Annotated in this window: 25 protein-coding genes and 2 pseudogenes; 10 read left to right on the top strand and 17 right to left on the bottom strand. The window is 61.1% G+C overall.

Features of this window, described 5'->3' with window-relative positions; all coding sequences use genetic code 11:
* The first annotated feature begins 2 nt into the window (after positions 1 to 2).
* From hpaH to AB4061_RS09470, 3 genes are all read left to right on the top strand, one after another.
* The gene (gene hpaH, locus AB4061_RS09460) at positions 3 to 809 is read left to right on the top strand and encodes a 2-oxo-hept-4-ene-1,7-dioate hydratase (RefSeq protein ID WP_441633057.1); all 807 of its coding nucleotides are present in this window, start codon (positions 3 to 5) and stop codon (positions 807 to 809) included.
* Positions 810 to 848: 39 nt separating this feature from the next.
* Complete coding sequence (locus AB4061_RS09465) at positions 849 to 1,646, top strand: aldolase/citrate lyase family protein (protein WP_441633059.1); 798 nt, start codon at positions 849 to 851, stop codon at positions 1,644 to 1,646.
* Positions 1,647 to 2,590: 944 nt separating this feature from the next.
* Positions 2,591 to 2,767 (top strand): hypothetical protein, encoded by a 177-nt coding sequence (locus tag AB4061_RS09470; RefSeq protein ID WP_193752543.1) that lies wholly within the window; start codon positions 2,591 to 2,593, stop codon positions 2,765 to 2,767.
* Positions 2,768 to 3,170: 403 nt separating this feature from the next.
* Here the strand turns inward: AB4061_RS09470 and AB4061_RS09475 are convergent, their stop codons facing one another.
* The 3 genes from AB4061_RS09475 to AB4061_RS09485 form a co-directional block, all read right to left on the bottom strand.
* Positions 3,171 to 3,980, bottom strand: a complete 810-nt coding sequence (locus AB4061_RS09475) for an NAD(P)/FAD-dependent oxidoreductase (protein WP_441633062.1) — start codon at positions 3,978 to 3,980, stop codon at positions 3,171 to 3,173.
* Positions 3,923 to 4,387, bottom strand: a complete 465-nt coding sequence (locus tag AB4061_RS09480) for an NAD(P)/FAD-dependent oxidoreductase (RefSeq protein ID WP_441633064.1) — start codon at positions 4,385 to 4,387, stop codon at positions 3,923 to 3,925. Before AB4061_RS09480 ends, AB4061_RS09475 begins: the two co-directional genes overlap by 58 nt.
* 393 nt (positions 4,388 to 4,780) lie before the next feature.
* Complete coding sequence (locus tag AB4061_RS09485) at positions 4,781 to 5,293, bottom strand: lipocalin-like domain-containing protein (RefSeq protein ID WP_441633066.1); 513 nt, start codon at positions 5,291 to 5,293, stop codon at positions 4,781 to 4,783.
* Between the two features lie 707 nt (positions 5,294 to 6,000).
* Between AB4061_RS09485 and AB4061_RS09490 the strand changes: the two genes are divergently transcribed.
* The gene (locus tag AB4061_RS09490; RefSeq protein WP_441633068.1) at positions 6,001 to 6,177 is read left to right on the top strand and encodes a hypothetical protein; all 177 of its coding nucleotides are present in this window, start codon (positions 6,001 to 6,003) and stop codon (positions 6,175 to 6,177) included.
* 137 nt (positions 6,178 to 6,314) lie between these two features.
* Here AB4061_RS09490 and AB4061_RS09495 read toward each other — a convergent pair whose 3' ends face one another.
* The 5 genes from AB4061_RS09495 to AB4061_RS09515 all read right to left on the bottom strand — a co-directional run bounded on the left by AB4061_RS09495 (position 6,315) and on the right by AB4061_RS09515 (position 11,471).
* Positions 6,315 to 7,520 (bottom strand): hypothetical protein, encoded by a 1,206-nt coding sequence (locus AB4061_RS09495; protein ID WP_441633070.1) that lies wholly within the window; start codon positions 7,518 to 7,520, stop codon positions 6,315 to 6,317.
* Positions 7,521 to 8,601: 1,081 nt separating this feature from the next.
* Positions 8,602 to 9,201: a TMEM175 family protein gene (locus AB4061_RS09500; RefSeq protein ID WP_441633072.1), complete on the bottom strand. Its 600-nt coding sequence runs from the start codon at positions 9,199 to 9,201 to the stop codon at positions 8,602 to 8,604.
* An 8-nt stretch (positions 9,202 to 9,209) separates the two neighbouring features.
* Positions 9,210 to 9,923: a YoaK family protein gene (locus AB4061_RS09505; protein ID WP_441633074.1), complete on the bottom strand. Its 714-nt coding sequence runs from the start codon at positions 9,921 to 9,923 to the stop codon at positions 9,210 to 9,212.
* A 92-nt stretch (positions 9,924 to 10,015) separates the two neighbouring features.
* A complete protein-coding gene (locus AB4061_RS09510; RefSeq protein WP_441633076.1) occupies positions 10,016 to 10,714 on the bottom strand; it encodes a hydrolase in 699 nt (232 codons plus the stop codon).
* Positions 10,715 to 10,961: 247 nt separating this feature from the next.
* The gene (locus AB4061_RS09515; protein WP_441633078.1) at positions 10,962 to 11,471 is read right to left on the bottom strand and encodes a hypothetical protein; all 510 of its coding nucleotides are present in this window, start codon (positions 11,469 to 11,471) and stop codon (positions 10,962 to 10,964) included.
* 230 nt (positions 11,472 to 11,701) lie between these two features.
* Here AB4061_RS09515 and nthA point away from each other — a divergent pair, with 230 nt between their 5' ends.
* The 3 genes from nthA to AB4061_RS09530 are packed head-to-tail and all read left to right on the top strand — an operon-like array spanning position 11,702 to position 13,372.
* Positions 11,702 to 12,319: a nitrile hydratase subunit alpha gene (gene nthA, locus AB4061_RS09520; RefSeq protein WP_441633080.1), complete on the top strand. Its 618-nt coding sequence runs from the start codon at positions 11,702 to 11,704 to the stop codon at positions 12,317 to 12,319.
* Positions 12,316 to 12,972: a nitrile hydratase subunit beta gene (gene nthB, locus AB4061_RS09525; protein WP_441633082.1), complete on the top strand. Its 657-nt coding sequence runs from the start codon at positions 12,316 to 12,318 to the stop codon at positions 12,970 to 12,972. The genes nthA and nthB overlap by 4 nt, the downstream gene beginning before the upstream one ends.
* Position 12,973: 1 nt before the next feature.
* A complete protein-coding gene (locus AB4061_RS09530) occupies positions 12,974 to 13,372 on the top strand; it encodes a nitrile hydratase accessory protein (protein WP_441633084.1) in 399 nt (132 codons plus the stop codon).
* Positions 13,373 to 13,390: 18 nt separating this feature from the next.
* On the opposite strand, the pseudogene AB4061_RS09535 reads toward AB4061_RS09530, so the two are convergent.
* From AB4061_RS09535 to AB4061_RS09545, 3 genes and pseudogenes are all read right to left on the bottom strand, one after another.
* A pseudogene (locus AB4061_RS09535) lies at positions 13,391 to 13,564 on the bottom strand (formylglycine-generating enzyme family protein); the annotation flags it as partial.
* Between the two features lie 78 nt (positions 13,565 to 13,642).
* Positions 13,643 to 14,491, bottom strand: a complete 849-nt coding sequence (locus AB4061_RS09540; protein WP_441633086.1) for a GIN domain-containing protein — start codon at positions 14,489 to 14,491, stop codon at positions 13,643 to 13,645.
* Complete coding sequence (locus AB4061_RS09545) at positions 14,484 to 14,801, bottom strand: PadR family transcriptional regulator (protein WP_441633190.1); 318 nt, start codon at positions 14,799 to 14,801, stop codon at positions 14,484 to 14,486. The genes AB4061_RS09540 and AB4061_RS09545 overlap by 8 nt, the downstream gene beginning before the upstream one ends.
* Before the next feature lie 158 nt (positions 14,802 to 14,959).
* Here AB4061_RS09545 and AB4061_RS09550 point away from each other — a divergent pair, with 158 nt between their 5' ends.
* Positions 14,960 to 15,229, top strand: coding sequence for a hypothetical protein (locus AB4061_RS09550; RefSeq protein WP_441633088.1), 270 nt, complete (start codon positions 14,960 to 14,962; stop codon positions 15,227 to 15,229).
* A gap of 258 nt (positions 15,230 to 15,487) precedes the next feature.
* On the opposite strand, the gene AB4061_RS09555 is transcribed toward AB4061_RS09550, so the two are convergent.
* Genes AB4061_RS09555 through AB4061_RS09565 form a run of 3 tightly spaced genes read right to left on the bottom strand, consistent with a single transcriptional unit; the run spans position 15,488 to position 18,250 of the window.
* Positions 15,488 to 16,678 (bottom strand): DUF692 domain-containing protein, encoded by a 1,191-nt coding sequence (locus AB4061_RS09555; RefSeq protein ID WP_441633090.1) that lies wholly within the window; start codon positions 16,676 to 16,678, stop codon positions 15,488 to 15,490.
* The gene (locus AB4061_RS09560) at positions 16,614 to 17,528 is read right to left on the bottom strand and encodes a TIGR04222 domain-containing membrane protein (RefSeq protein WP_441633092.1); all 915 of its coding nucleotides are present in this window, start codon (positions 17,526 to 17,528) and stop codon (positions 16,614 to 16,616) included. Before AB4061_RS09560 ends, AB4061_RS09555 begins: the two co-directional genes overlap by 65 nt.
* Complete coding sequence (locus AB4061_RS09565) at positions 17,525 to 18,250, bottom strand: hypothetical protein (RefSeq protein ID WP_441633094.1); 726 nt, start codon at positions 18,248 to 18,250, stop codon at positions 17,525 to 17,527. Before AB4061_RS09565 ends, AB4061_RS09560 begins: the two co-directional genes overlap by 4 nt.
* Before the next feature lie 554 nt (positions 18,251 to 18,804).
* On the opposite strand from AB4061_RS09565, the gene AB4061_RS09570 reads away from it, so the two are divergent.
* On the top strand, positions 18,805 to 19,221 hold the full coding sequence (locus tag AB4061_RS09570) for an HU family DNA-binding protein (RefSeq protein ID WP_441633192.1): 417 nt from the start codon (positions 18,805 to 18,807) through the stop codon (positions 19,219 to 19,221).
* Positions 19,222 to 19,503: 282 nt separating this feature from the next.
* Here AB4061_RS09570 and AB4061_RS09575 read toward each other — a convergent pair.
* The 3 genes and pseudogenes from AB4061_RS09575 to AB4061_RS09585 all read right to left on the bottom strand — a co-directional run bounded on the left by AB4061_RS09575 (position 19,504) and on the right by AB4061_RS09585 (position 23,820).
* Positions 19,504 to 21,169 (bottom strand): annotated as a pseudogene (locus tag AB4061_RS09575) (hypothetical protein).
* Between the two features lie 774 nt (positions 21,170 to 21,943).
* The gene (locus AB4061_RS09580) at positions 21,944 to 22,705 is read right to left on the bottom strand and encodes an SDR family oxidoreductase (protein ID WP_441633096.1); all 762 of its coding nucleotides are present in this window, start codon (positions 22,703 to 22,705) and stop codon (positions 21,944 to 21,946) included.
* Between the two features lie 272 nt (positions 22,706 to 22,977).
* Complete coding sequence (locus tag AB4061_RS09585) at positions 22,978 to 23,820, bottom strand: EamA family transporter (protein ID WP_441633098.1); 843 nt, start codon at positions 23,818 to 23,820, stop codon at positions 22,978 to 22,980.
* A 123-nt stretch (positions 23,821 to 23,943) separates the two neighbouring features.
* Here AB4061_RS09585 and gcvA point away from each other — a divergent pair, with 123 nt between their 5' ends.
* On the top strand, positions 23,944 to 24,834 hold the full coding sequence (gene gcvA, locus AB4061_RS09590; RefSeq protein ID WP_441633100.1) for a transcriptional regulator GcvA: 891 nt from the start codon (positions 23,944 to 23,946) through the stop codon (positions 24,832 to 24,834).
* Positions 24,835 to 25,009 lie beyond the last annotated feature (175 nt).

The raw sequence follows: 25,009 nt of genomic DNA on the forward strand, positions 1-25,009 counted from the left end.
GCATGACCCCGGATCAATTGAAGGAAGCCGCGCTGCGCCTGGAGCAGGCCGAGAGGACACGCACTCCGTGTCGGCAGTTCTCGCTTGACTATCCGGAAATGCGGATTGACGATGCCTATGCGATCCAGCACGCCTGGATTGCGCTCAAGCAGGAGAATGGCCGTACCATCAAGGGCCACAAGATAGGCCTGACTTCCAAGGCCATGCAGCGTGCAGTGAATATCGGCGAGCCAGATTTCGGCGTGCTCCTTGACGATATGTTCTATCGCGATGGCACAACCATTCCAACCGATCGCTTCATGCAACTCCGAATCGAGGCGGAGCTGGCCTTCGTTCTCGACAAGCCACTATCCGGACCAGAGTGCACGTTGTTCGACGTCCTGGACGCCACGGCCTATATCACGCCGGCGCTGGAGGTCCTGGATGCACGAATCCAGCGGATCGACCCGGGTAGCGGACGCACACGCACCGTGCTCGACACGATATCGGACAACGCCGCCAATGCTGCGCTAGTACTAGGAGGGCGGCCTTTCCGTCCCAGATTAGTGGATACCGACCTTCGCCGCATCGGGGCCATCGTCAGCAAGAATGGCGAGGTCGAGGAGACCGGCCTGGCGGCCGGCGTACTTAACCATCCCGCCTATGGCGTGGTATGGCTTGCCAATCGGCTGCATCGGTACGGTGTCACCCTGCAGGCAGGAGAGGTTATTCTGGCCGGTTCGTTCATTCGCCCGTTGGACGTGGCGAAAGGCGACACCGTGATTGCAGACTATGGCGACTTCGGGACCGTCTCCTGCCATTTCGGTTGACCCCCGGACGTCGAGAGAATAGAAACAAGGAGCAAAGACATGGCTGTCGCTGTCAATCGTTTCAAGCGAGGCTTGCTCGAGCGCCGGCCGCAGATCGGTATCTGGTCCGCGCTAGCCAGCCACTACACCGCGGAAATCATGGCAGGCGCCGGCTTCGATTGGATCATGCTCGACACCGAACATGCGCCTAACGAAGTCTCCATGGTTCTCCAGCAGCTTCAAGCAGTTGCCGCCGACCCGGATCGCATGACATCGGCGGTGGTCCGGCCCGCGTGGAATGACAAGGTCCTTATCAAGCGATTCCTGGATATCGGCGCCCAGACGCTGCTGCTGCCCTATGTCCAGACCGAAGCCGAGGCCATCGCCGCGGTAGCCGCACTGCGATACCCGCCTTTCGGCGTTCGCGGCGTGGGCGGCGCTACGGTACGCGCGACACGCTTCGGCCGCACCACAGACTATATGCAGCGGTGCAATGACGAGTTGTGTCTGCTCGTGCAGGTCGAAACCGGCGAAGCCCTGGAGAACCTGGAAGCGATTGCCAGCGTCGAAGGCGTGGATGGCGTATTCATCGGGCCGGCCGACCTGGCCGCCAGCCTGGGCTACCCTGGCAATCCGACGCACCCTGCCGTGCGCGCCGCAATCGATAACGCAATCCGGCGCATCAAGGCCTGTGGCAAGGCGCCAGGGATTCTGATGGTAGACGAGAACCGCGCGCACGAGTGCTTGGCGCTCGGCGCAATGTTTGTCGCCGTGGCCGTGGATATGATGATTCTCTCGCGTGGCGCCGATGCAGTAGCCGCACGCTTCAAGAGCAGCCTCAACGGAGTGGTGAACTGATGTCTCTTCTCGCGCTTAGGTTGGGGGGGCAACCCCCAACCGGCCGACGAGCGCGAAACACGTTTGCCAGAATTTGGGGTGTTGGGCCGATACAGCAAATAAGCGTCCTGCCTCGGCCTGCCGAACGGCCGGTATGCGGCAACGAGCGGTCATCCGAGCCCAGGGCAGCGGCCGTCTCTCCCTCGGCTAAAGCCGCCGGCGGGCGGTTGGCCTTCTGAGTTCATCAGGAGTGTCCGCTTTGAAGAACGCCGAACTGCCGCTCTCGACCCTTCTGAGCCATTCGATCGCGCAGCGCCGAAGGGCCGAGTCAGCCGCGAAAGCGCCATCCGACCCAACGGTGGCGATGGCCGGATCCACCCCTTTGCTTACGTTTATAGCGCTGGAGTTAACTGGCCGTCGTTCTTGCTTTTGGTTTGCTAGAGCAGCCTCCGAGACATGATCCATTGGCATAGCTGCTCTGTCGGCGACCACGGCAGCGACAGTGCGTGCCGCTTGGGGATCACGTTCAGCAAGAACGCGGATGTTCTCGCGTGTGCCAATCTGTTCGAAGTAAGGTGTGGATCTGGACCTCCGGGACCACAGTGGGTACAACCGTCTCCCGAAAGCGGTTAAAGAGCTAGGAAGACGCTTCCAGCAAGCTTCCGCTGGCGCCTGATACTCAGCATCCCGTGCGCTAATCAGGGTGTCGGCTCGCACATTTGATGTATGGGGAGACACGCCTGGCGAGTGTTGTGCCCCTGTGAACAGCCCGCCTCCAACCTGTTGGCCCACAGCAGACAGGTTGGCCGCGTCCAGACACTAAATGGCGAGTAGAGTTTCGACAATGCTCTTATTGTTCCGCGAGTTAGGTACCGAGTCAGGTCGTTTGAGCCCTGCTGGCACACGATATGCGAAGGCTCTAGTGAGCCCGTCAATGCTCACAGCCACCCTCAAGGAGAACCGCAATGACTACTCTCGTAATCAAGGATCTGTCCTGTGTTGAAGAATTGGATGGCAGCACCATGGCAGAGGTGCGCGGCGGGTGGTTCGCCTTTGTGGGGCTCTTCAAACACAGCGACCCTCCCCCACCACCACAAACGTTAGATTCGAACATGCCCTTATACGGCAACAATACTGCATGACCACGGAATGCATGGGTCGCATAGCGACCTTACCGCCCATCGGCATCCGGACGCGGTCGTTCCACAATGGCCGCTTCCTTTGACGCTGAATGTGTGCTGACGACTTACTCGTCGAGTGGCCGGTTCCCAACTAGTTACCTGTCGTTCGGGCGCGGAATTTTTCGATTTGCTGGATAGCCGAAGATGGCCGGCAAGCGACCTCCGCCAGTCTCTAGCCGGTCTGTTACCGATTCTTTTGGATCATTCCGTCGTGTCATGGCAGACGGTTGTGACGGCCCAGAAGCGGATGCTGGGACCGCAATCCCGGCAACGAGCTACCCAGGCTTTGGCCATTCTTGCCTAGAACTGATCCACGTGATCGTCGATGAGGAGGGGCCGATGGACATATTCCAGGCCCACAGCCCTACCTGGCGCCATAGAAATGCCTGTATTGCCAGGCAGCTTGCTTCCTGAGTTCATCTTCCGGCCAGGGGCCCTCGCCAAACCGGCTGATTGTAAGAGGTGTGAGATCAATCGGCGGCGCGCAGTCGAGTATCCACGACGCCAAGACGTCGCCTAGTGCTGGCGAGATGGAAAGGCCTGCGACATTGCACCCGCTGGCGAAGTAGAAACCCCGAACATGCGGCGCCGGCCCCACGATGTGTTGTCCGTCGGCAGTCATCGTCGGCAGCCCGCCACGATGCTTTCGAACCGGTGCCTTAAGAAGAATCGGGAGCTGCGCCTGTACGTCGCGTGCATACTGCCACAGAACCCCGGCATCGAGTGGCAGGTCCTTGACGTCAAAGTCCTCGCTAAGATCCGTCATGTCGAAGAGCTTGGGATCCTCTTCATACACGCCCCATAGAAACCCGCCATCACAGGGTCGCATATAAACCGCGGCATCCATGATGCGTACCATTGGCAACGTCGCCAACGCGCCAGACAAGGGTTCGGTCACGAACGGTTGCTGCGCGGTTGGCACGAGCGGAACCCGGATGCCACTGGCCTCCGCAACCTGCCGCGTCCAGGCACCCGCGGCGTCGACGACGACAGGCGCATGGATCACTCCTCGCGGGGTCTCGCCACCGGTCACGCGGCCCGCCTCGATCAGTACACGGTTGGCCGTCATATTTGGCAGCAGTTCCACCCCACAGCTTTGGGCCGCGCGGGCGAATCCTACCGCCAGTTGCGCCGGGTTGAAGTACAGGTCATCACCGATGCGCAGTATCGCCACGACGTCCCGGACCTGCAGGAACGGTTAAGCCCCTTTGCGTCCTCGGGCGCAATGAGTGCGACGTCCAGGCCGTAACGCTTGCCACGGACGAGGTCATCCTCCAGGACTTCACCGTCCTCCGGCCGACGCGCCACCTTGAGGCTACCTGAGTGCACCCAGTCGAGCGGCTGGCCGGTGTCTTCGGTGAAGCTACGGATTTTGGCCGCTGCCTGCCGAATCAGGCCGATCATCAGATCGCTCTTTCGCAGCGTGCTCACCATGCCTGCCGCGCGCGGCGAAGTCTGCGAGCCAATATCGTGACGATCCAGTAGTGCGATGCGCCCTGCTCCGCGTTTGGCGAGAAAGTAGGCCGTGGCCGCCCCCAACCCTCCGGACCCGACCACGATGACGTCCGCGGTATCATCCATCACACCTCCCGCACGATGCGTCGCACAATTCGGGCGACCATGGTCTGCCCCGCAGGCGTCGAAGCCATGCTCATGTCAGTGTCGGCGGAGAATGTCCGCGGGGAAAAACCGGCCAGCGGCCGAAGCCGTCTGTAACACCACATTCCCCAGTCGCTCGTTGGTCGGCTCTTCCCGACCCACTGCCGTCATTGAGCCCTACGGAAACCGGACGTTGGAAGTAGTTGTTAGCCGGGCGCTCGGTCGAACGCCAGGTTACGTCAACTTGGTACCTAGCTTTCCCGACCAGTCACTTGGCTTTCAGGTACGGATCGAGATCGCGAAGCGGGTCCGTTCCGCTGGAGTCGGCCATCCCGAGGGGGGCGGCGGCAAGCACCCGGCCTGTGTGCGCCAAATTCATTTGGCTCGCTTTAGCACGACCTCTCCCGAGCCGCCTCCGGAGGCTGCAGGAGTGGTCCACCTGAGCTCATCTCCCGAGAGGACAAACGGCCTGCGCTGCTCAACCCCATTCCAGTTCGGGAATGTGCTCGTCTCTATGCGAAAGGTGATGGTTTTGTCTGCTTCGTTTACTACGTATGTGCCAAAGTGCGCGATCGAACCTTGCACCACGGCGCGATATTCCTCCGCACTGCCCGCCATTCGATCCTTGGATACGTACTTGGGCAAGTCGCCGCGCGAGTTCACCAGCGCGTAGTGGCCATGACCGTCAAAGATCACAAGACCGTGGGGATTAGGTCCGTACATTGGCGTGCGGCTGCCATCCGGGCGGACGGTGTCGACCGAGACATACGTCCATGCGCCGGTTAGTTGCTGGTCCAGTGGCACTTGGCCCAACGCAACGCCCGATTGCAGCGTGAGTCCCGGAAGCACTAATCGCAGAACGGTGGTGACGATGTGGAAGTGTTTCATGAAACTCCTCCTATTGAGAGTGAGCGAAGCGGCCACTAACGACAAATAGAGAATGTACGCAAGGGAAGATGGAGGGTCAATTGCTCCCTGCTCGAACGACCGACACGGGTGCAAGCGCGCCCGCGTGACGACCGCAGCCACTCGATAAGTACCAAGCAATGGCCGCTATTGGGCGCAATGGGCTACGACCGTAGCTGGCCGAGAGCTGCAGTTGGCTCATGGAGCTGAAAATCAGTCATTCGATTGCGAGCTGAACCGAGGCGCGACCGTCCGCAAAGGCCGATAAGCCGCCGTTGGCCGCCACGGTAGCGGACGGCTCTTCCCGCCCCACAACGGCCCGTCGGAACTTCCAGAAGCGGTCATTCGTGCTCGAATGTACTAACAGCCATGAATGCTTGAAAAGGACTTCAGCCCGATCCGGACCATGAAAGACTTTCGCATCGCTCAAACCGTTGCTTAGTAAGGCATTGCCCCTCGTTTAGCGGCTACGCGGTCGCCCGTTGACGGGGTCGGCTGTCGGTTGCACCACGTGTTGATCGCGTCCTCGATTGCCTTGATGGAGACGTTTGCCGCGCCTGTCTGGCATGTTGCGGTCGTGGGCCCCTCACTGGTGAGCGCCCCGAGATCAGCGCCCATGGACTGCTAGCGACGGGGCGGCATAAGCGCCGTGCCGTTTCGGGCTAGAATCCTCTGAGGAGGTGTCAGTCATGTCAGCTATCAAACGCATCGATCCGGGCCATTCCGCCTATCAGGCCGCGCTGCACAGGACGACCCGCTACCCTGCGGAGCACGTCACGTTGACGGCTGGCTCCAGGAAGAGGCTGCGCCCCTGTGTGCCGCATCGAAAGGTCGGGCGCGGCAAAGTCGGCATCGGCGGCACGTAGGCACCTGCAAGCCTTGTAAGGCGTCGGGCTTTAGAAGGTGGCTTGACGTGAATTGGCTGTCCGGCGCAAGGGCGGATGAAACGCGATCGTTCCTCCAGCTCTACCCTGCCGACTTGATGTCCGCCGAAGCGTATCCGCTAGGCGGCGAGCTCAACTGCTCTTGTTTCAAGCAAATCGATTAGTATGCGCTCAACACGACTTCCACCGACGCCAACGCGTTGATCTGCAGATATCAGTTTCAATGTATCGGCTGCCTCAGCGTACTGCCCTCTAGCAAACTGACTGACAGCATCAACCAGCCTGAGCGAGAGCTGCGTCTGGTCGCTGGGTTCCTTGGCCGTGATAACCGCCTTGCTTTGCTCAAGCGCAGCAATATCGCCCGCCGATGCCTGAATTCCAGCAAGATGCAGCGCTATAAACGGATGCGACAGCATAGAGTTGAAGCGCTCGGACAGGGCGGAAACCGCGGCTGAAATCGGACGCGTAGCTCCTGTGCGCAGGTATTCACGCAACAAAAAACCGCCGCAATCGGCCAGAGTCAACACCGGACCACAGCGAGTGGTCTCTGGTGCACAGTAACGCTCATAGCGCTGCCATGCCTGCTCGGTTAACCCCAACTGCCACTCTGCCAGTGCCAGGTGCCACTGCACATGACCATACATAGCGCCGCCCTCCGCTGACGAGCGGTGCTCATTTAGCCAGATACCCAGCAATTCCAATGACTCTCCAGGTTCACCCTGGTCGTGTAGCACATGCGCATAGCTATGGATAACGTAGAGAGCCTGTGGGCGCTGCTGCAGTGCGCGTTCGACAAGTGCACGACCACGGTTCTGATCACCGGCCTCACTGGCTGCGAACCCCAGGCGTGCGAGCCAAGCCCAATCATCACGCAAACTGGGATCGACCGATTCCATGATATTGAGAACGCGCTCATGCTTGCGCGCACCGCCATAGAAGATCAGATAACCGCAAAGTTGCGAGATGACTAGCAGGTCACTGGGATTGGCAGCGATGTAGGCCTCAGTAGCTGCAAGGTTGGTGTAAGGGTCTTCAAGCAGGCCAAAGAGCGCGGAGATATGCGCACGCTCCCAGGGCAGCGCAGCTCGTGCTGCCAGTAGCGCACGCTCTTTGAAGAGATCGGCGTCCGCAGCCTTCGAATCTTTAGCAAGCATATGGCGCGCAGCCAGGGCCAGGGCGAGATTGCCGTCCAGCGCCAAAGCCTGATCGAGGGCTTCCGCGGCGCCCGCCTCAGAACCGAGGATGCGATCAACAGCGAGCTGATACCGTTCTACAGCTTCTGGACGGTCAGTAGTAAGAGTTCTACCGGTACGCGCATCAATCATATTGGCTCCTTGAGTTGCAAATTGCTGATGCGAAACGCTCCGATGCGCTTTTAGCGTAGTCCAACCCAAGGCGTTGGGATGCCTGACAGCAGCGAACCTGTTGCGCCGGCGAGAGCACCCAGTTGCACACCGGCGCGCTGGGGGATGAGGTGCGCGACCAAGTTCGCAGCGGATTTGGAACAGACAATGAAATTTCAATGCGATCGTCTAGCTGCTTTGGGACTTGGTCACCAATGTCCGGAGTTGGTCGAGGTTGTCTGAAAACGCGAAACTATCCGGTTTCAGGTGTCGTATTACCCCTCCCGAGTCGCTTAAATTTGGTGGCTTAATTCATATAAGACACCAAATTTGCTAGATTTGGCAACCGTGCCCTCGCCACCCGCATGCGCTACCTGAAACTGCCGGACCGATATGGTCCGCACCGGAGGTGGACACGATCAAGCTGATTGGCAGATGACGCCGGAAGTGCGCAAACATGGCCCGGTGCTGGATGATCGAGCGTGCGGCGAAGGGCCTCCGGTCTGCGCCGGCGGCCTATCGACCCTGCCGGTCAGCGTACGGAAGTGCCGGATCGGTGAGCCAAAGCGTGTCCACGTAGACACCAGGGACGTCTGGCATTACCCAATAGCGATAGTCGCCACGCGTGAGCCCAAGTCGTAGATGTGTTGGGGTTTGGGGCAACGACGTCGTGGGGGAGAGTGTCGGTGCGCCAGGGTGCGGCGCTAACCACATCTGCTCGATCCAGTGTCAACATTTGGTGACCACGGGGGGGCGCGGAGACAACCCGACCAAGAGATGCATCCGCGGGTGCCACGCAACACTTACTGCCGCGGCCAGTTGCTCGCCGGCAGTGGTCAGGCGGAAGTCAGCGAGTTGCTACGCACGAGAGCCGCCGAGGGCCAGTCACGTGGCTTTCCGCTTCCGCAAAACTGATCTGTCGCTTCATCACCGGACCTGAACTATGAACACGCTGATGACAACGCACTCACCCAATGCCTCGATGACTTGCGCACTGATTTAATCAGCACTTCCTTAGAAGAGATCCGGGGGAAAGGACCGGGAACGATTACGAAACGCTAGGTTATGGCTTCTTTCCATCTTGCCTCAAGAGATACCTTTCGATTCTCGAATCCGGGAAAAACCAAAATATAGCCATTGCAACCAAAATAAATATTGCTGCAACACTACTGTAAAAACTTACCACGATCGCCAGCGCGTACACAACGAGAGATAATCTCCCCTTCAGATCTTTTCCAATCGCACCCGCGAGCGAGGAGCCCTTTCCCTCCAATGCCATGATGACACGCTGCAATAACCAATAGGATATGGCACACATGAACAACACAAAGGCATACAACGCAGTTGGTACTTCCGAGAAGTCTGATTTTCCAGTCCAAGTGGTGGTTATTGGTATCATCGTCAACCAAAACAACAGATTGAGATTGGCCCACATAACCATTCCATTAATGCCGCTCACCATTTTGAACAAGTGATGATGATTATTCCAGTAAATTCCGACATAAATAAAGCTGAGCACATACCCGAAGAAATGATGGGCCTCCGCTCTCACTCCATTCCAGTTGAATTCGGCAGGAAGCTGAATTTGATAGAGCATCAGGGTCAGGCTCACAGAAATKACACCATCACTGAAAGATTCCAGCCGGCTTTTGTTTATGGTCATGGCCTCCCTCAGATGAATTGTTTACGAAAGGAAAGACTGGCCAGATATAAAATTACCAGCGTGAAGGGCAGCACACTCCAGAATCCAACACGCATGTAAAGCACTGCCCCAAGAAACGCGCCCAGGACAAAACCAGCAACGATGCTCCCACTTTTCAGCAAGGCCACCCCATGCTCGCGGCTGAGCGTGCATACGAAACTGTACAGATCGATACCGAACTGAGTGGTATTGCCAGTCATCATGGTGCTGGGGCTGATGTGTTTGATCAACGTCTTGCTCGCCGTATTGCGGATTGCCAAGGCCATTAGGCCCAGACCGCCAGTCAGCGCTAGTGCGCCTGCATCGGGGTCGCGGAACGAATCGAAGTACAGGCCCACCAGCATGAAGCCCGACAGGAACACGGCCTCCGCCACGAACAGCCAGCCCAGTGTCTTGTGGGACTGCTTGCAGCGGTCTATCCACATTTTGGCAAACATGACCGTGGCGATGAATAGCGGAATGGCCCCGAGTTTGATCCACAGGCCCGCCCCTCCCTTCACGAAGGCCGCGCCGGCCAGTACCAGGTTACCGGTCACATGGGCCGTGAAAAAGCCGAGCAAAGCGATGAAGCCTATGGTGTCGATGGCCCCCCCAACGATGGTGAGCAGCACTGCCGTGCGGCATTGCGCCCACAAGCTGATGGCTGAGTTGTCCTGGGGCTGCGAATTGCTGATGGCTGTCATGTCTTATACATCCACCAAATGCCAGCGGCTGGTTGGCCCGGTCTCTGAAATGACTGGACGTCCCTTGGAACGTCCAGCCCGCGCATGCAGTATTAGCGCTCGATCACCTGTGCATGGACCGGCGCCAGCGACTCGTGCTTCGTGGCGGTGCGCTGCTCGGCCTTGTGGACCATCGTGTAGGCGTAGTCCACGCCCATGCCGTAAGCACCCGAGTGTTCCTTGGCCACCTTCATTACCGCGTCGTACGTGTCACGGTTCTTCCAGTCGCGCTGCCATTCAAGCAGCACCTGCTGCCAGGTCACCGGCACCACGCCGGCCTGCACCATGCGCTGCATCGCGTAGTCGTGCGCTTCCTTGGTAGTGCCGCCCGAGGCGTCGGCCACCATGTAGATCTCGTAGTCGCCTTCGAGCATCGCGCACAGCGCGAACGTGGTGTTGCAGACCTCGGTCCACAGGCCGGCGACGATCACCTTCTTGCGGCCATTGGCGGCCAGTGCGTCGCGCACCTTCTGATCGTCCCAAGAGTTCATCGAGGTGCGTTCGAGCGTCTGCTTGCCCGGGAACACGTCGAGCAGTTCGGGGTAGGTATAGCCCGAGAACGAGTCAGACTCGACCGTGGTGATGGTGGTCGGGATGTCGAAGATCTTGGCCGCCTTGGCCAGGCCGACCACGTTGTTCTTCATGGTCTGGCGGTCCATCGACTGCACGCCGAAGGCCATCTGGGGCTGATGGTCGATGAAGATGATCTGGCTGTTGTACGGGGTCAGGACTTCGAGCTTGGCGTTGGACATGGCGTTCTCTCTATTCGAGTTGATTCAATTTGGTTGATGTTGTTTAGCGGCGTAAATTTGCTGTTGCGCTGCCATGTACGGAACTATAGCGGTGATAGTTTTGCTAAAAGTGATCGATTCACGGACAAATTATTCAAATCTTTTGAACATACAAGCCCGCCAAACGGACACCCCCTGAGTACGGTGGGGGATACGACCGCGCCTCTGCTAGACCCTACGCGTTCATACAGACCCGATTAGCGCGCCGTCAGACGAACCGTGGGATGTTGCCGCTAGGGCAGACCACCAGCGGCAGGTCACTGGGGAGAAGCGCCATCCGCTCAATGAAGCAGCGACCCCCACCATCGACTTTGGGATCCATGCCGTGGTTGGGATAGCCGCTGCGGGTCAGGAAGCCTTGGAGGCGCAGAAGATGCGCATCATCTGGCGCGCCAATCAGGATCGTGCCCGAGCCGCCGTGTTCGATCAGCCTGACACGGCGCAAGATCAGCGCGCGCATGACGATCTCACCGACCTCCGCCGATCCGATTATCAGGGCGCGCAAATACAGCGGATCGAACGCAAGCAGGGTAGCGCCGTCACGACCGGCTCGCACCGAGGGGGGCGACGCAAGGCCGTCAATCTGGCTGACTTCTCCCGTGAACTGCCCTGTGCGCTGGGTGGTGATTGGCGTTTTCTCGTCAAGGCCATCCCGGCGCAGAACATCGCTGAGCTCGCACAAGCGCCGTTGACCGCAATGGCCGATCTGCAGTCGCAAAGGGCGCCGTCCACGAATGCCCACTCTCAGAAGCCCAGTTGAAGTGCTGCGCGGTTCATTGCAGCGCACTCAAGTGGCTCACGCTCTGCTGAAGCTGCCATTACGCGCGGCGCCCTTCCGCGCGCTAGTCACCATTCCAGTTGCCGTTTAGTCGGAGAAGGAAGCTCAAGGCTCGCGATCCCGAACCAATTTGCCTACACTGCCATAGTCGGTCTGGTCCGAGTACATCTATGAGTCCCGACGAGCACAACCACTCCGAGCTGTCGCCAATCCAACTGCGGGTGCGCGCGCTCGAGACAATTCTGACCGAGAAGGGTTACGTCGACCGTGCCGTCCTCGACCTTATCGTCGAGCGATATCAGACCAAGATCGGCCATCACATCGGGGCTAGAGTAATCGCCCGGGCGTGGGTTGATCCTGAGTTCAAGGCGGCGCTTCTGACAGACGCGACAAAGGCGATCGCTGCGCTCGGAGTCGTCAGTCATGTGGGCGATCATCTGATCGCGGTGGAGAACACGCCCGGGCATCACAACATGGTCGTCTGCACGCTGTGCTCGTGCTACCCATGGGACGTGCTCGGGCTGCCACCGGTCTGGTACAAGTCGGCCGCTTATCGCTCGCGTGCCGTGTCAGATCCGCGCGGCGTGCTGGCCGACTTCGGTGTCGTCCTGCCAGAAGACGCGCAGATCCGAGTCTGGGACTCGACCGCGGAAACCCGCTTCCTTGTGGTGCCACCCCGCCCCGCCGGCACCGAAGGCTGGCCCGAGGAGCGCCTTGCGCGGCTCGTCACCCGTGACAGCATGATCGGCACCGGCTTGCCCCGGCGTCCCGAGGAGATATCGCCATGAACGGAGTTCATGACATGGGGGGCATGCACGGATTCGGCGCGGTCCATCCCGAGGCTGACGAACCCCCATTCCACGCGCAGTGGGAGGAGCGCGTGCTGGCGATGCAGCGAGCCATGCGTTTCACGCGCGCCTGGAACATCGACATGTCTCGCGACGCGCAAGAGCGACTGCCTGCCGAGGTGTACCTCTCAGTGTCCTACTACGAAAGATGGGCATTGGGAATCGAGCGCAACGCCCTCGAACGAGGGCTGATCGGCGCCGATGAAATCGCCGCAGGACATGCCCTGCATCCGGGCAAGCCCGTCGAACGGGTCATGACGACAAACGACATCGAACACGCATTCACTCGAGGCTCTTTCGCTCGCCTGCCCAAGAAGCCGGCCAGGTTCAAACCGGGCGAGCGAGTGCGCACGAAGAACATCAACCCGCCCACGCACACGCGCTTGCCACGATACGCACGCGGCCGCGAAGGAACGATCGAGGCGATCCGGGGTTGCCATGTCTTTCCGGACTCCGTCGTGACAGGCGCGGGTGAAGACCCGCAGTGGCTCTACACAGTCGTCTTCGAAGGCCGCGAACTCTGGGGAGCGGACACCGACGCCACGCTCACCGTTTCGATCGAGGCATTCGAGCCCTACCTCGAATTGGCGTGAGATGAAGGTCGATCCAGCCGCAGCGCGTGATGCCGCCGAGGCCGTACCGGGCGTTCCCCGTGACCAGGAAGGCCCGGTGTTCCGCGAGCCGTGGGAGGCACAGGCTTTTGCTCTGGCCCTGGTCTTGCACCAGCAGGGCCTCTACACGTGGCGCGAATGGGCAGCAACGCTTGCAGAAGAGATCAGGCGCGCGCAGCTTGCCGGCGATCCAGATACCGGCGAGACCTACTACCTGCACTGGCTCGCCACGCTAGAGCACCTGATGGCAAGCAAAGGCGTCGCGAGCGTAGAGACGCAGGCGCGCTACCACGAAGCCTGGCACCACGCCGCGCATCGCACGCCTCACGGCACCCCCATCGAACTGTCGCATGGCGATTTCACAGGAAACGAGCATTCATGATCCCGCTAGGCTTGGCATCTAGTGTTCGTTTGCGTCGACTTCGCGTACTAGGCGAATGCCAACCAACGGATAACGAGTCTGCGGTGTATTCCAGTTGCGATACGACGAGCGAGCGTAGAACGACCAAGTGTGCCACGATCCTCCCCGACGCATGCGTGCGCTGCCCGACTATGGGCCCTTGGGGTCGTCAACCGCCGATGATCGCTGCAAGATCATCCAGACCGTCGTCCAGGTTGAGGCCACTGGCCCGGTAGCGCTGCTGCTCAAAGCTCATTTTGACAAACGAATGCCATCCGGCATTCGGATATCACCACTACCCGAGATATTGGTTCTGATATTCGGTGGGCTGCTCAACAGGGTGATATCGCCACTACCTTCGACCGACAGGTTTGCTTCCTCACTCGGCCCAAGCGTTACGTCTCCTGAGCCGATGACCTTAGCTGTTGCACGCGGGTGCTCAAGCAGACTGAGGTCGATGTCGCCTGAACCCATGGTGCTCGCAGTCACATGTTGTACACGTCCTGCGGCCTTGATGTCTCCGCTACCGTCGAGCTCCAGGCACAGTGAGGGTTGAGATAAATTGAGCAGACGTAAGTCGGCGCTGCCAAAAACTGACCACGTTTCGATTGCTGGGCCTTCTAAATCGAGACGAAGGTGGTTGTTGTGGAACAAGCGCCACTTGAAGCGACCGCGCAATTCTTGGCTGTCAAGGCGCACATGTTCGATCAGCCACGCGGGGCCATGCAATACCGCTCGCACCTTTTCGGCCGGCCGCCAGCACACGTCAACGGGCAGGCTGATGGCCATGCGCGAACTTGGAACCCATGTGAGTTCACGCTCGGTCGTCTCGTCGCCGCTTTGTCGGCGCTGTCCTACATCCGCCAAGAGGCGCTTTGCTGCACCCAGTAATCCACCTTCCTCGTGGCGCAGATCGGCAACGTGCTCTTGCCCCAGCCATACGGGATCGCCCAGCGCTGCCGCCGTGGCCTCCTCACTGCGGCTATTCGCAGCGGATTCGTCGAAATGGTTGCGATAGTCGGCAAGGATTTCGTCGATCTCAGCTGGCGTAAGGCCTTGCAAGGTGCTGCGGATTTTCCGCAAGAACTCTTCCTTATTCATTGGTGACTCCGAGGATGGAATTGACTGAGGCAATGAAGTGCTGCCACTCCTGTTTCTGAGAAAGTAGAGACGACAAACCTGCTTCCGTAAGGCAGTAGTATTTTCGCGAAGGCCCGCTAGCCGACTCCTGCTGGTAGGTTTTGACCAACCCGTCGGTCTGAAGCCTGCGCATTAGCGGGTAGATCGTTCCTTCGCCCATGTCGACTGCCTGCGCAAGATTCCGCGCAAGGTCATAGGCGTAGCTATCACCCTTGGCGAGCAAGGCGAGGACGCAGAGGTCAAGTACGCCTTTCTTCAGCTGAGTTGAGATGTGATCGGCCATGGCCTGCTTACTCTATGTTCAAGTACGGTATAGCTTATAACAAGCTATCTTGTATTGCACGTTACATGGCAAAAAATTGTTTGTACGTCGCCACGCAGCGAGACTTAACGCGCTACTTTTTTTCCGAATTCTGAGACGACCCCGGAATGGACCACGTGTGCCACGCCACCGTCGGCATCAGCGCGGCACTCAAGGTCGGAGCCACCGCACGGCTTCCCGCCTGGCGCTTCAACGCGACCCGCTTGATCCGGGAGCATGGAAATCTTGACCTGGCTGGAAAACGTGAGTGCCTCACCAGCGCGATACGCGAGGCCGCACGCAACATGATGCAAGTGCCAATCCCTGAGTTGGCAATGCGCAGCGAGGCCTCGCTTGTCGGGGCGCGCAACACCAAGCGCACCGGACGGGACATCTGACGGGCTGCGACGAGCCGACCTTGACTTCATCCCCGCCCGGGTAGATTGGATGCGCGTTCATGACCCAGGTGCTTCCGATACGGGCCCACTCCCCCGACTCAACCTCTTCGACGACGCTCGCGCATCCGCCGCACAATCAATAGCGCGCCCGTTGTTGTTGATGGCCTACTCCGCCATTACTTTGTGAAGTGGGCCTTGTCGCGGAGGCCATGGAATCGGTGACCCGCCGGGAAAAGCAATGCGCCCCGCTGTCACCGCTCAATGATTCATCGGCAAGGCCACCGCCCCGCGCTTATGCGCGAAGCTGGCGGCCGCGAACGCCAGACCGTCCCGGTCCAGCGACGCCAGCGCCATCGCGTCCTGCTCGGCACAGCCGGCGCGCAGCGCCGTTCCATGCGGGTCGACCAGGAATGCGCCACGCGCGGCGGCGTCGGCGTACACGCTGGCCAGCAGGCGCTCGACGCGGCGCCCGCGCTCTAGGTCCGCGCCATGCGGGGCCACTTGCCCTGGCAGCGCATTGCTCCCCTGCGGCACGCGGCGCCGCGCACGCCCGGCCGCCAGCGCAGCGCGTGCCAGATCGAGCTGCCGCAGCAATTCAGCAATAGGTGGATAAGCGCCATCGCGCTCGACCACCACCGTCAGCGCGTGTGGCACGCGAGCCGCGAGTTCGGCCAGCAAGCCAAAGACTGCCTCCGGCGGATCGTGCAGATGATCGTCCAGCAAGCGCCGGCCAGTCGCCGCCGGATTGCCGATCCAGCGCCCGCCAGCCAGGTGCACGCAGCGCACACGGGCCAGCGGCAGCGTGCGCAGCCGGGCAAGCGGGTCCTGCCCGAAGTTGAGCGCGTTGGCGTGGAGGTTGTGCAAATCCAGCAAGAGCGTGGCGTCCGCCGCTTCGGCAATCGCGCCGAGCCAGCCGCTTTCGTCCAGCGTGGAGACCGGCGGATCGATCAGCGTGGCGATGTTCTCGAGCATGGGCAGGCTGCCCACCACGCGGCGCGCTTCCCGCAGGTTGCGCAAAGTACCTTCAACCGTGGCGGCAGTGCGAGGCGGCGCCGCCAGGTGGCCGATCTCGATACCCCCCGCGCGCACGAATGCCAGGTGCTCCGACCACCCCAGCGGCCGTACCTTGTCCACCAGCCGCGCCATGGCCTGCAACCGCACCGGCTGCACTGGCCACGCCGAGGCCAGGCCCATGCCCACCCCGTGAAGCAGCACCGGCACCTGGCGCGCCAGAGTGGCAAGCGCACGCCATTGTGCGGGCGGACGGTCGAACCAGCCATCCGCGATCACCTCCAGCACGTCGATGCGGTCAAGATGGTGCTGGATGCCAGCCACCAGTTCCGGTCGCCAGCCCAGCCCGACGCGGTCCGCCGGCATGGCGCCGTCAGTCGCCACCGCCGCCTCCGCAGCCCCCGCAGCCGCTACCCCCGCCGCTATCACCACTGTCACTGCTACTGCTGCAAGCGCTGCTGCAGCCACCGCTGTTGTCCGGTTGATTCTCGTCCTTGACAGACAGCGGCCCGAGGGGAAACAACGTGCGCACGTATGGGAAAACGGCCAGCGGCAGCGCCTCGAGGCCAAACACCGCCGCCAGCCAGGTGGCATCGGGGTCCTGGCCGCCAGGCCTGAGCCTACGCGAACGCAGGCTGCCGAACAGCACACGCTGGTCCGCCAGGAAGCGCTCGCCGGCCGGTGTGAGACGTTGCGGATCTGGCATTAGGAACACCCAGAAGACGCCCGCGAGAATGATCAGCAGCCACACGTTATAGTGACCATGCAACAGCGCGTGGACCACCTTGAAGCCTGCCACGCCCAGCAGCAAAGCCAGTGCGCACCAGTAGGCCGCGGGCTTGCTGTCGTCATCCGGTGTCAGCAGTCCAGCCTTGCGCAGCGCCGACTGGTAATCCACCGTGGCCTGGCGCGGCCACGGCTTGTTCTCAAGCAGCTGCCGCGTCGGCTGCGGGATTCGGCAGGTTGTCAGCGCCGCGCGCTCGAGTGGACGCCGGGCGAGTTCGACGGCACCTTTCGTGCAGAGCTTGATGCCGGATATCTCCAGCAAGCCGCGATCGATCAGGGAAAACAACACGGCCCGTTTCGCCTCCCCCTCGCCGCCGCGCAGGTAAGCCACGCAATATGGATCCGCGGTCAGCGGCCCGAGTGGGGCCGTCGCCGGGTAACGCCAGGGCGCACGCAGCCAGCGGCGCAAGCCAAACGCCACCATCAGGCCAAAGACCACATAGAATGCAAGAAACGCCTGGCCGGGCCAGCTAAATGGATTCAGCGGATTGGCCAGCGTCATGCACCGAGCTCCGCGCGCATGCGCCCGGCCATGTCGATGACGGTGAGCAAGAGGACTTCTCCTTCTCCCGGCGCCAGGGCCCCGCCTTCCCGCAAGCCAGAGAAGCGCGTCAGCGCGGCGCTGGCGGCAGCATTGCTCCAGCCATCCACGACCCGTTGCAGGGCTGCCTTAGGCGACGCCACCGCTTCACCCCGCAGGGACAGCAAGGCAGCGGCGCTGGCGCGCAACGGGCCCGTGGCGTCCGCCAGCAAGGCCGGGAGTTGTTCCTCGCGCGCAGCGCGAGTGGCATAGGCATTGCGCCACCGCAGGATCATGTTCAGAAGCAACTGCTTCAGGTGGCCGGCGATCACGTCCGGGCCGATCGCGACACCTGCGAAAGGATCGTCGCCGTACGCCACCCGATGGCGACGCAGCACGTCGAAGAATTTGACGGGGAAGGCCTGCGCCGCCGCCTCGATCTCATCCTCCAGCAGGAACATCGCATCCAGCCGAACCGCTGCATGCAGCGCGCGCAGGGTATCGCGCAACGCATCGATCCGCACGGGCTCGAATCGGTGCAGCACCACCAGCACGTTGATATCGGACCGCGCGCGCACCGCGTCTTCGGCGGCGGAGCCATATAGCACGATGGCACGCAGGCTGTCGCCCAGGGCGGTCCGCGCCGCCCCGACAAAGCTTTCCATGGCCATATTGGTACGCTGCTGGCTGAGTGTGTCGATCACGATGACCCCGTCTTTATCGGTATTGTTCTGCGCTGTGAATAATACGTGAAAGTGTCAAAAAAGGTAGATACGGCAAATCGATCACAAGGCTTTCGAAAATAAAAAAACGCCCCACCGGAACCGCTTGGGAGATCTGCATGGCTGTCAAGCGCGACTGCCATAGTAACGACGCGCCGATCCTAGCGGAATGGCAYGTTCGCCGCCAGACACTGCCGGTCGCTAGCGACCTCGTTTTCTCACTGAGGGCCAGCGGCGGGCCGATCACTGATATAAGCCTTAGCAAGATTGTGCGAGCGGCGCTCTTGGCCAACGAATTCGAAGACGAAGACATGAGCCCGCGGGTGCTGCGCAACACGTACTGCCGGCGTCAGCTACTTGCCGGCCGCACTGCTTGGGCTGGCCGGCACGCGCACCTGCGATCGAATCGGAGCTACCATCGGTGCGCAGTTGTAATTGTTGGTTTCACCCAGTCGCACACACCGCATGAAATTTGCTATTCTCTCGAACGCCTCCACGGCGACATTTCAACGAGTAACCAAACCACAGAAGAATCCATGGCAACCAAAGCGAAAGCTGTCGTAAAGACCCCGGCCAAGCCGGCAGCCAAGAAGGCAGCGGCACCGGCAAAGAAAGCCGCAGCGGCCGCACCGGTAGCGAAACCGCTGAAGGAAACCTTCACCAAGGCGAGCTTGCTGGCCCACCTGGTCGCCCAGACCGAGCTGGACGCTAAGACCGTCAAGACCGTGCTGGCCCACCTGGAAAACACCGTCCTGAGCGCGGTGCACAAGAAGGGCGCGGGCGAGTTTACGCTCCCTGGCCTGCTCAAGGTCACCGCCCTGCAAGTGGCGGCAACCAAGAAGCGCTTCGGCAAGAACCCGTTCACCGGCGAAGATCAGTGGTTCGCAGCAAAGCCCGCCACCGTCAAGGTGAAGGTCCGCCCGCTGAAGAAACTGAAGGACGCCGCGCTGTAAGGCGTACTGACCCGCTGAACGAATGGAGCCCGCGAGGCTCCATTTTTATGTATGCCCGGCCGGCAAAAGAACAGGCCCTTGCATGGCGGTCCGACGGACGGGCGCAGGGTAGATTCAACACAAGCAGGCGGCTGAGATCGGCCAGTAAGGGCCGTTCACCGCTTCTACGTGGTTGTCTGCATTTCCCGGCACAACGGACGTAGTCGTGTGCGCCAGCTTCTGACATGGATGGCGGCGCGCGTCGGGTCTCGTATCGAGAACGCGGCGCGCGCCACAGCGCCCTCAACCCCCTGCAACGCTCCCGCGTACCCCTTCGACCAGCACCTCTGTCACCTCTTCGGAAAAACTCATGCGTCGGCCATCGATCAGCACGCGATTCTCATGCTCAGGATCGCGCACTGCCTTCGGAACGCCACGCTCCATCAACGCGCGGGCGCAGCCGACCCAATCGGGGCGCTCCCCCGCCAGACGGCTCATTCCCGGACGCCCATCCCAACGTGCCGAGCACATCGGAGCCATAGCCATGTGTCTCGCGCCAGTTCGATCCATGATCCAGCAAAAACGCTGTCAAATCGACGTCGCCGCGAAACACGGCGTGATTGAGCGCGGTTGCATCCCAGTCTCCTCCGCGCGCGTCGAGGGGCCAACCGAGCTCGACCATGACTTTTGCCGCAGCGCTCGAACCCCACGCCACGGCATCCGGGAGCAGTCGAAGCTGGTCCGCAGGTAGAGATCGGGGCAGTTCGGGATGTTGTGTCTGAATGCGTCGTGCTTCTGTCGCGTCGGCGCGCGCACACGCGGATACAAAGTCCTCACTGACCGTGAGCGTTTCCTCGGCGCCGGCTACACGCAGTTGCGCCGCAACGTCTGGCATGCCGACCTGCATTGCAAGCCGATAGGCGCTCACGCCCGCCGCGGTTTTAGCCTTCGCGTCCGCTCCCGCCGCAAGTAGCGCTGCGATGTGGCGCGGCGACCTGCGCAGAGCGATCGCACGCAAGAGGGGCGTGCCCCAGGCTTTCAGGCCCTCGGGGGCCGACTCGTTCGCATCGCCGCCGTGCGCAAGCAGCAGCTCGAGCGCAACCGCATCCGGCATGTCGAGCGCGCGCCACAACGCATTGGTCCCGGTCACCTGAGTGCCGTGCCGCAACAGCAATCTCGTGCAGTCCGGATTTTCGAGCGAGTGGTAGAGCGACTCGCCGTCGTTCGGGTCGGCTCCGGCGCTCAACAGCATCTCAGTGAGCACCGGATCACGGGCTACGCCAGCCGCACCATAGAGCGCCGACAGCGGTTCAGTCTCAATGGGCGCCGCCAAAGAGGCGGGAGGAAGCCGATTGGCGACGTGCTGGTTCGGGTCGGCGCCGGAATCAAGAAGCGCACGCGCACATTCACGCAGCCGCTCCGCAAACTCGGGCACCAGTGCGAGGTTTGAGTGAGTGACGGCAACAAGAGGCAGTAGATTCAGCGCACCACCGGCCTGATGGATCCAGTCAGGATCCGCTGCCATCGCGCGCGACACCGCTTTCCGGTGCCCTGCGGCACAAGCAACGTACGGGTCGGCGTCGAGCATGTCTGGATGCTCCACCAGGAGCCTCACCGCAACGCGCGGCCGCGCAGCAACGTAGGTGCCCGTCACATCGGGACCATAGACAAGTCCCAGCCAGCGTCGAATCAACGCCCCCTGTTCGCGACGTGCAAAGGTACTGGCTTCCACGAACGCACTAAGGTCCGCCCACGAGGTGAATCCATATTCGCGCGCGAGGCAGGACTGCGCGTCATGCAGGTGCAGAGCAGACACCTTTACTTCCGTGTGGGTACGATTCGCGACTGCGGGGAGGTACTGGGTGAATCGTGCGATCGCTCCGGCATCGCCAGTGCGATAGAGGCGCAGCAGGTCTTTCGCCTGCTTTTTCAAATGATCGAGATTGGCCTGAGCAGGCAGTTTTTCCATAAGTTCCTCGTGCATTCAATGGCCGAGGGTCCGCAACACTGCCAGCACAAAGGATGGGAAACATGCTGATTCGCCATGACAGGTGGGTTCAACCCTTTCCGCGGACCCGGAAGCGGCCTGCACCGCAACTTGGGATGATATGTGGGTACGAGCCAGAGCGTCAACTGTGGGAGCCATGCTGCGCGGGACTGCCGATGTCTAATGCGAACCGGACATTTGACAGGGACCGCGCGAACGTCTCAGAAGGGTGTCGACTACGGCCGACCGCCCCTCGCTTCCCGACGCCCCTTACCGGCCACGAACGGTCATCCGCCCGGTGTGTACCACTGGCGGAAATGCCACGGCTTCCGGCCATTCGGCCGCGGGTTACGTCCGGGCAACGCTAGTGAAGCGAGCGTGCCGATTGCGGTGATCAGCATACGCGCCGGCCGCGCGCGAACGGCACGACATGGCGATGGTGGACGCCGACACCGCAGTCCGGTAACGTTGTTCAGGAGACCTCCCGCCGTTCACGATCGAGATAGTCCTCGATGATCGCGGGAGCCTCCGCGAGACGGCCTCGCAGGAGCGGCACGGCTTGGTCGGCGAAGTCGCGAACGGTGCCAGCCCGCGAAGGCTGACCGCGGAACAGCATATGAACCAGCAGCGGCTCAAGAGAGTAGCCGGGAGCACGATCGTCAGACTTCCGGCCTGCACATGCTCGGCCGCCTGGTGGAGACGACACGTCCAATGCCGTTCCCGCGGAGCACCGCCTCCATCGCTGCACCCTGTTGCTCACTTGCCGCCAGTGACATCGAGGAACGTGCCGGTGATGAAGGAAGCCTCGGCGCTTGCTAGCCATAGGATCGCCTGCGCAACCTCTGCAGGTTGACCGCCTCTTCCCATGGGGATCGAGTCTTTGACGCGATCCACCCGTCCCGGCTCTCCGCCGCTAGCATGCATGTCAGTGTAGATGTGCCCAGGGCGAACGCAGTTGACGCGTATCCCATCCCGCGCGACTTCTTTGGCAAAACCGATAGTGAAAGTCTCAACGGCGCCCTTCGACGCAGCGTAGTCGACATATTCGTTTGGACTGCCGAGCCGGGCCGCTCCCGATGAGATGTTGATCACGGCGCCGCCCCGCCCATTGTGACGATACGACATCCGCTTCACTGCTTGCTGTGCACAGAGGATAGGGCCGATCGAGTTGACCGCGAAGATACGCCGCATCCGCTCGAATTCGAGATCCTCTAGTCGAGATTGCTGTGCAAGTACTGCGGCGTTGTTAACAAGTACATCGATCCGGCCGAACTCCCGGTCGATCGCGGCGAATAATTGAGCGACCTGCTCTGGATCCGCGCTATCTGCGCGCACGGGTAGAGCCCGGCGCCCAACAGCTTCTACATCAGCCGCCACCGCAAGGGCGGCAGACTCGTCGGAGACGAAGCTGATCGCTATATCGTAACCTCGTGCGGCAGCAAGCCGCGCAGTCGCTGCGCCTATGCCACGACCTCCACCTGTTATCAGAATTAGCGGCGCCTGCGGGACGTTATTCATTTAGCGAACCTTCATGTGGTGGTGGAAAAATAATTTAGGGCTGGGACCGACTGAATGCTGGCGGCTCATTGGCGGCTTTGGCCGATCCACCTCAACACAGACAGACACAACACTAACTATAGTGTGATGTAAAGGGTATGGAGCCTCCTTCGCATGAGATCGTCCGGCCGCTTACCGCGGATTCTCGCCGAATTTCGAGTCTGACCGCATTCAGTCGACCCACTCGGTCAAGTGATGACGCACGGGAAACGAATGATGCGCTTCAGATCATGTCAAAGTCCAAGACAAACCGCTCCGGCCGCGACGACCATGCAGGCGAGCCAGCGCGTTCCACTGACCGCTTCCCGCAGAAACACCCGCCCGATCAGCACCGCGAACACCACGCTGGTCTCGCGCAACGCCGATACCGCGCCCATCGCGCGCGACTGCAGCGCCCAGATTACGATGCCATACGCCGCGATCGACACCAGGGCGCCGATGAGCGACGAGCCGACCGACAGCGGCTCAGCACGTACCGGTGTCCATAGCGGCGCGAGCCCACGCACCGCGACGAACAGCACCGGCATCAGCCAATAGAACAGGAACATCCACGCTGTGTAGGTGAGCGGTTGGCCGTTGGACAACCTCACGCCGATGCCGTCGATCACGGTGTAGAGCGCAATCGTCGCGCCGGTCGTCAGCGCGGCCAGCGCACCTGCGCGCGACGCGTGATGCCCCTGCAGCGCGATCGCGATGATGCCGCCCGATATCGTCGCGATCCCGAGAGCGTGGAAGGGGCTGATCGCCTCATGCGCGAAGAGCGCCGCGCCGAGTGTGATGAGCAGCGGCGATGAGCCGCGCGCGATCGGATATGCCAGCGCCAGGTCGTTGCGGCGATACGACCGCACAAGGCTCACGTTGTAGAAGATGTGCACGATCCCCGATGCGACGATGTAGGGCCAGGAGGCTCTGGCCGGCCAAGGATTGAACAGGACGACGAGCGTAGAGACCATCGCTATGGCGATGCTCATCCACGTCATGGACAAGAACCGATCGCGGTTGCCGTGCAGCATCGCGTTCCAGCTCGCGTGGAGCATGGCAGCAAAGAGCACGACACCGCCGGTATAACTGAGCATGGGGGTTTCTGGCAGGAAGGGGAACGGGAGATATCATCAGCGGTGCAATAAGAAGGATATCTATCTTGTAGCGGTCCAGCAAACCAGATAAATTGACGAATCGCGTTAGAAAAACTCTTGCAAATGAAACGGGTATTGCCCCCCCTCAATGCCTTGCGGGCCTTCGAGGCTGCGGGCCGGCTCGGCAGCTTCAAGGAAGCCGCCGCAGAGTTGCACGTGACTCACGGAGCGGTGAGCCAGCACGTGCGCCTGCTCGAGGAGTGGCTTGGCGCATCGTTGTTTGAACGGCACAACCGGCGCGTGAAGCTGACACCGGCGGCGAAGGCCTATCTGGAGGAAATCGGCCCCTTGTTCGAACAGCTCTCGCAGGCAACCGCGAGATACGGTGTGCCCGAAACGGCCTCCCGGACACTGTCAGTGAACGCGCCCGCGACATTCACGTTGCGCTGGCTGGTGCCGAGGCTGGCGAAATTCCGCGCTGAGCATCCCGACGTGGAGGTCAAGGTGGAGACGTCAAACGGGCCGTTGGAGAGTCTGAAAGAAAACTATGACATCATCATCCGGGGTGGGCCGGACACGTTCTACGGCTACTCGATGCAGTCTTTCCTGTCCGAGGAGAGGCTTCCGGTCTGTAGTCCGGCGCTTTTGCAGCGAGTGCCGCTTCGATTGCCAGGCGACTTGCGACAGCACACGTTGCTGCACACCTCGAGTCTTCCGCGGCTTTGGCCTGACTGGCTGGCGAGCGCACAGATTCCTGCCCTGAGGCCGGCTGCCACTTTGACCTTCGACCACTTCTATCTGACCTTGCAGGCTGCCATCGACGGAATCGGCATCGCGATGGGGCCGACTGCGCTGGTATCCGACGATCTCGCCGTTGGCCGGCTTGTCGCACCGTTCGCCGGTCCTCGTCTGCCGTCGCGCAGCTATTGCACTTACGTTCCGGATGAGAAGTTTGGCGATTTACTGGTCGTGCTGTTCCGTTCATGGCTCAAGCGCGAGGGGATGTGTTCATGAACGGAGACGGCCGCTTAGTCGTGAGCTCACTGAGCGCTATCGGAATGGAAGCAATTGCGAACGGGGTTGCTCGCATGGACGCGACTTCAGTTTGCGGTTTGACTCGACGCGCGTCTAGCTTTCGAAGGTCCGCTGATAGCTGATACCTGGTCGTTCCGATGACCTGGCCGGGTGA

The sequence above is a fragment of the Cupriavidus sp. YAF13 genome (assembly GCF_052113425.1).
Taxonomy (GTDB): Bacteria; Pseudomonadota; Gammaproteobacteria; order Burkholderiales; family Burkholderiaceae; genus Cupriavidus.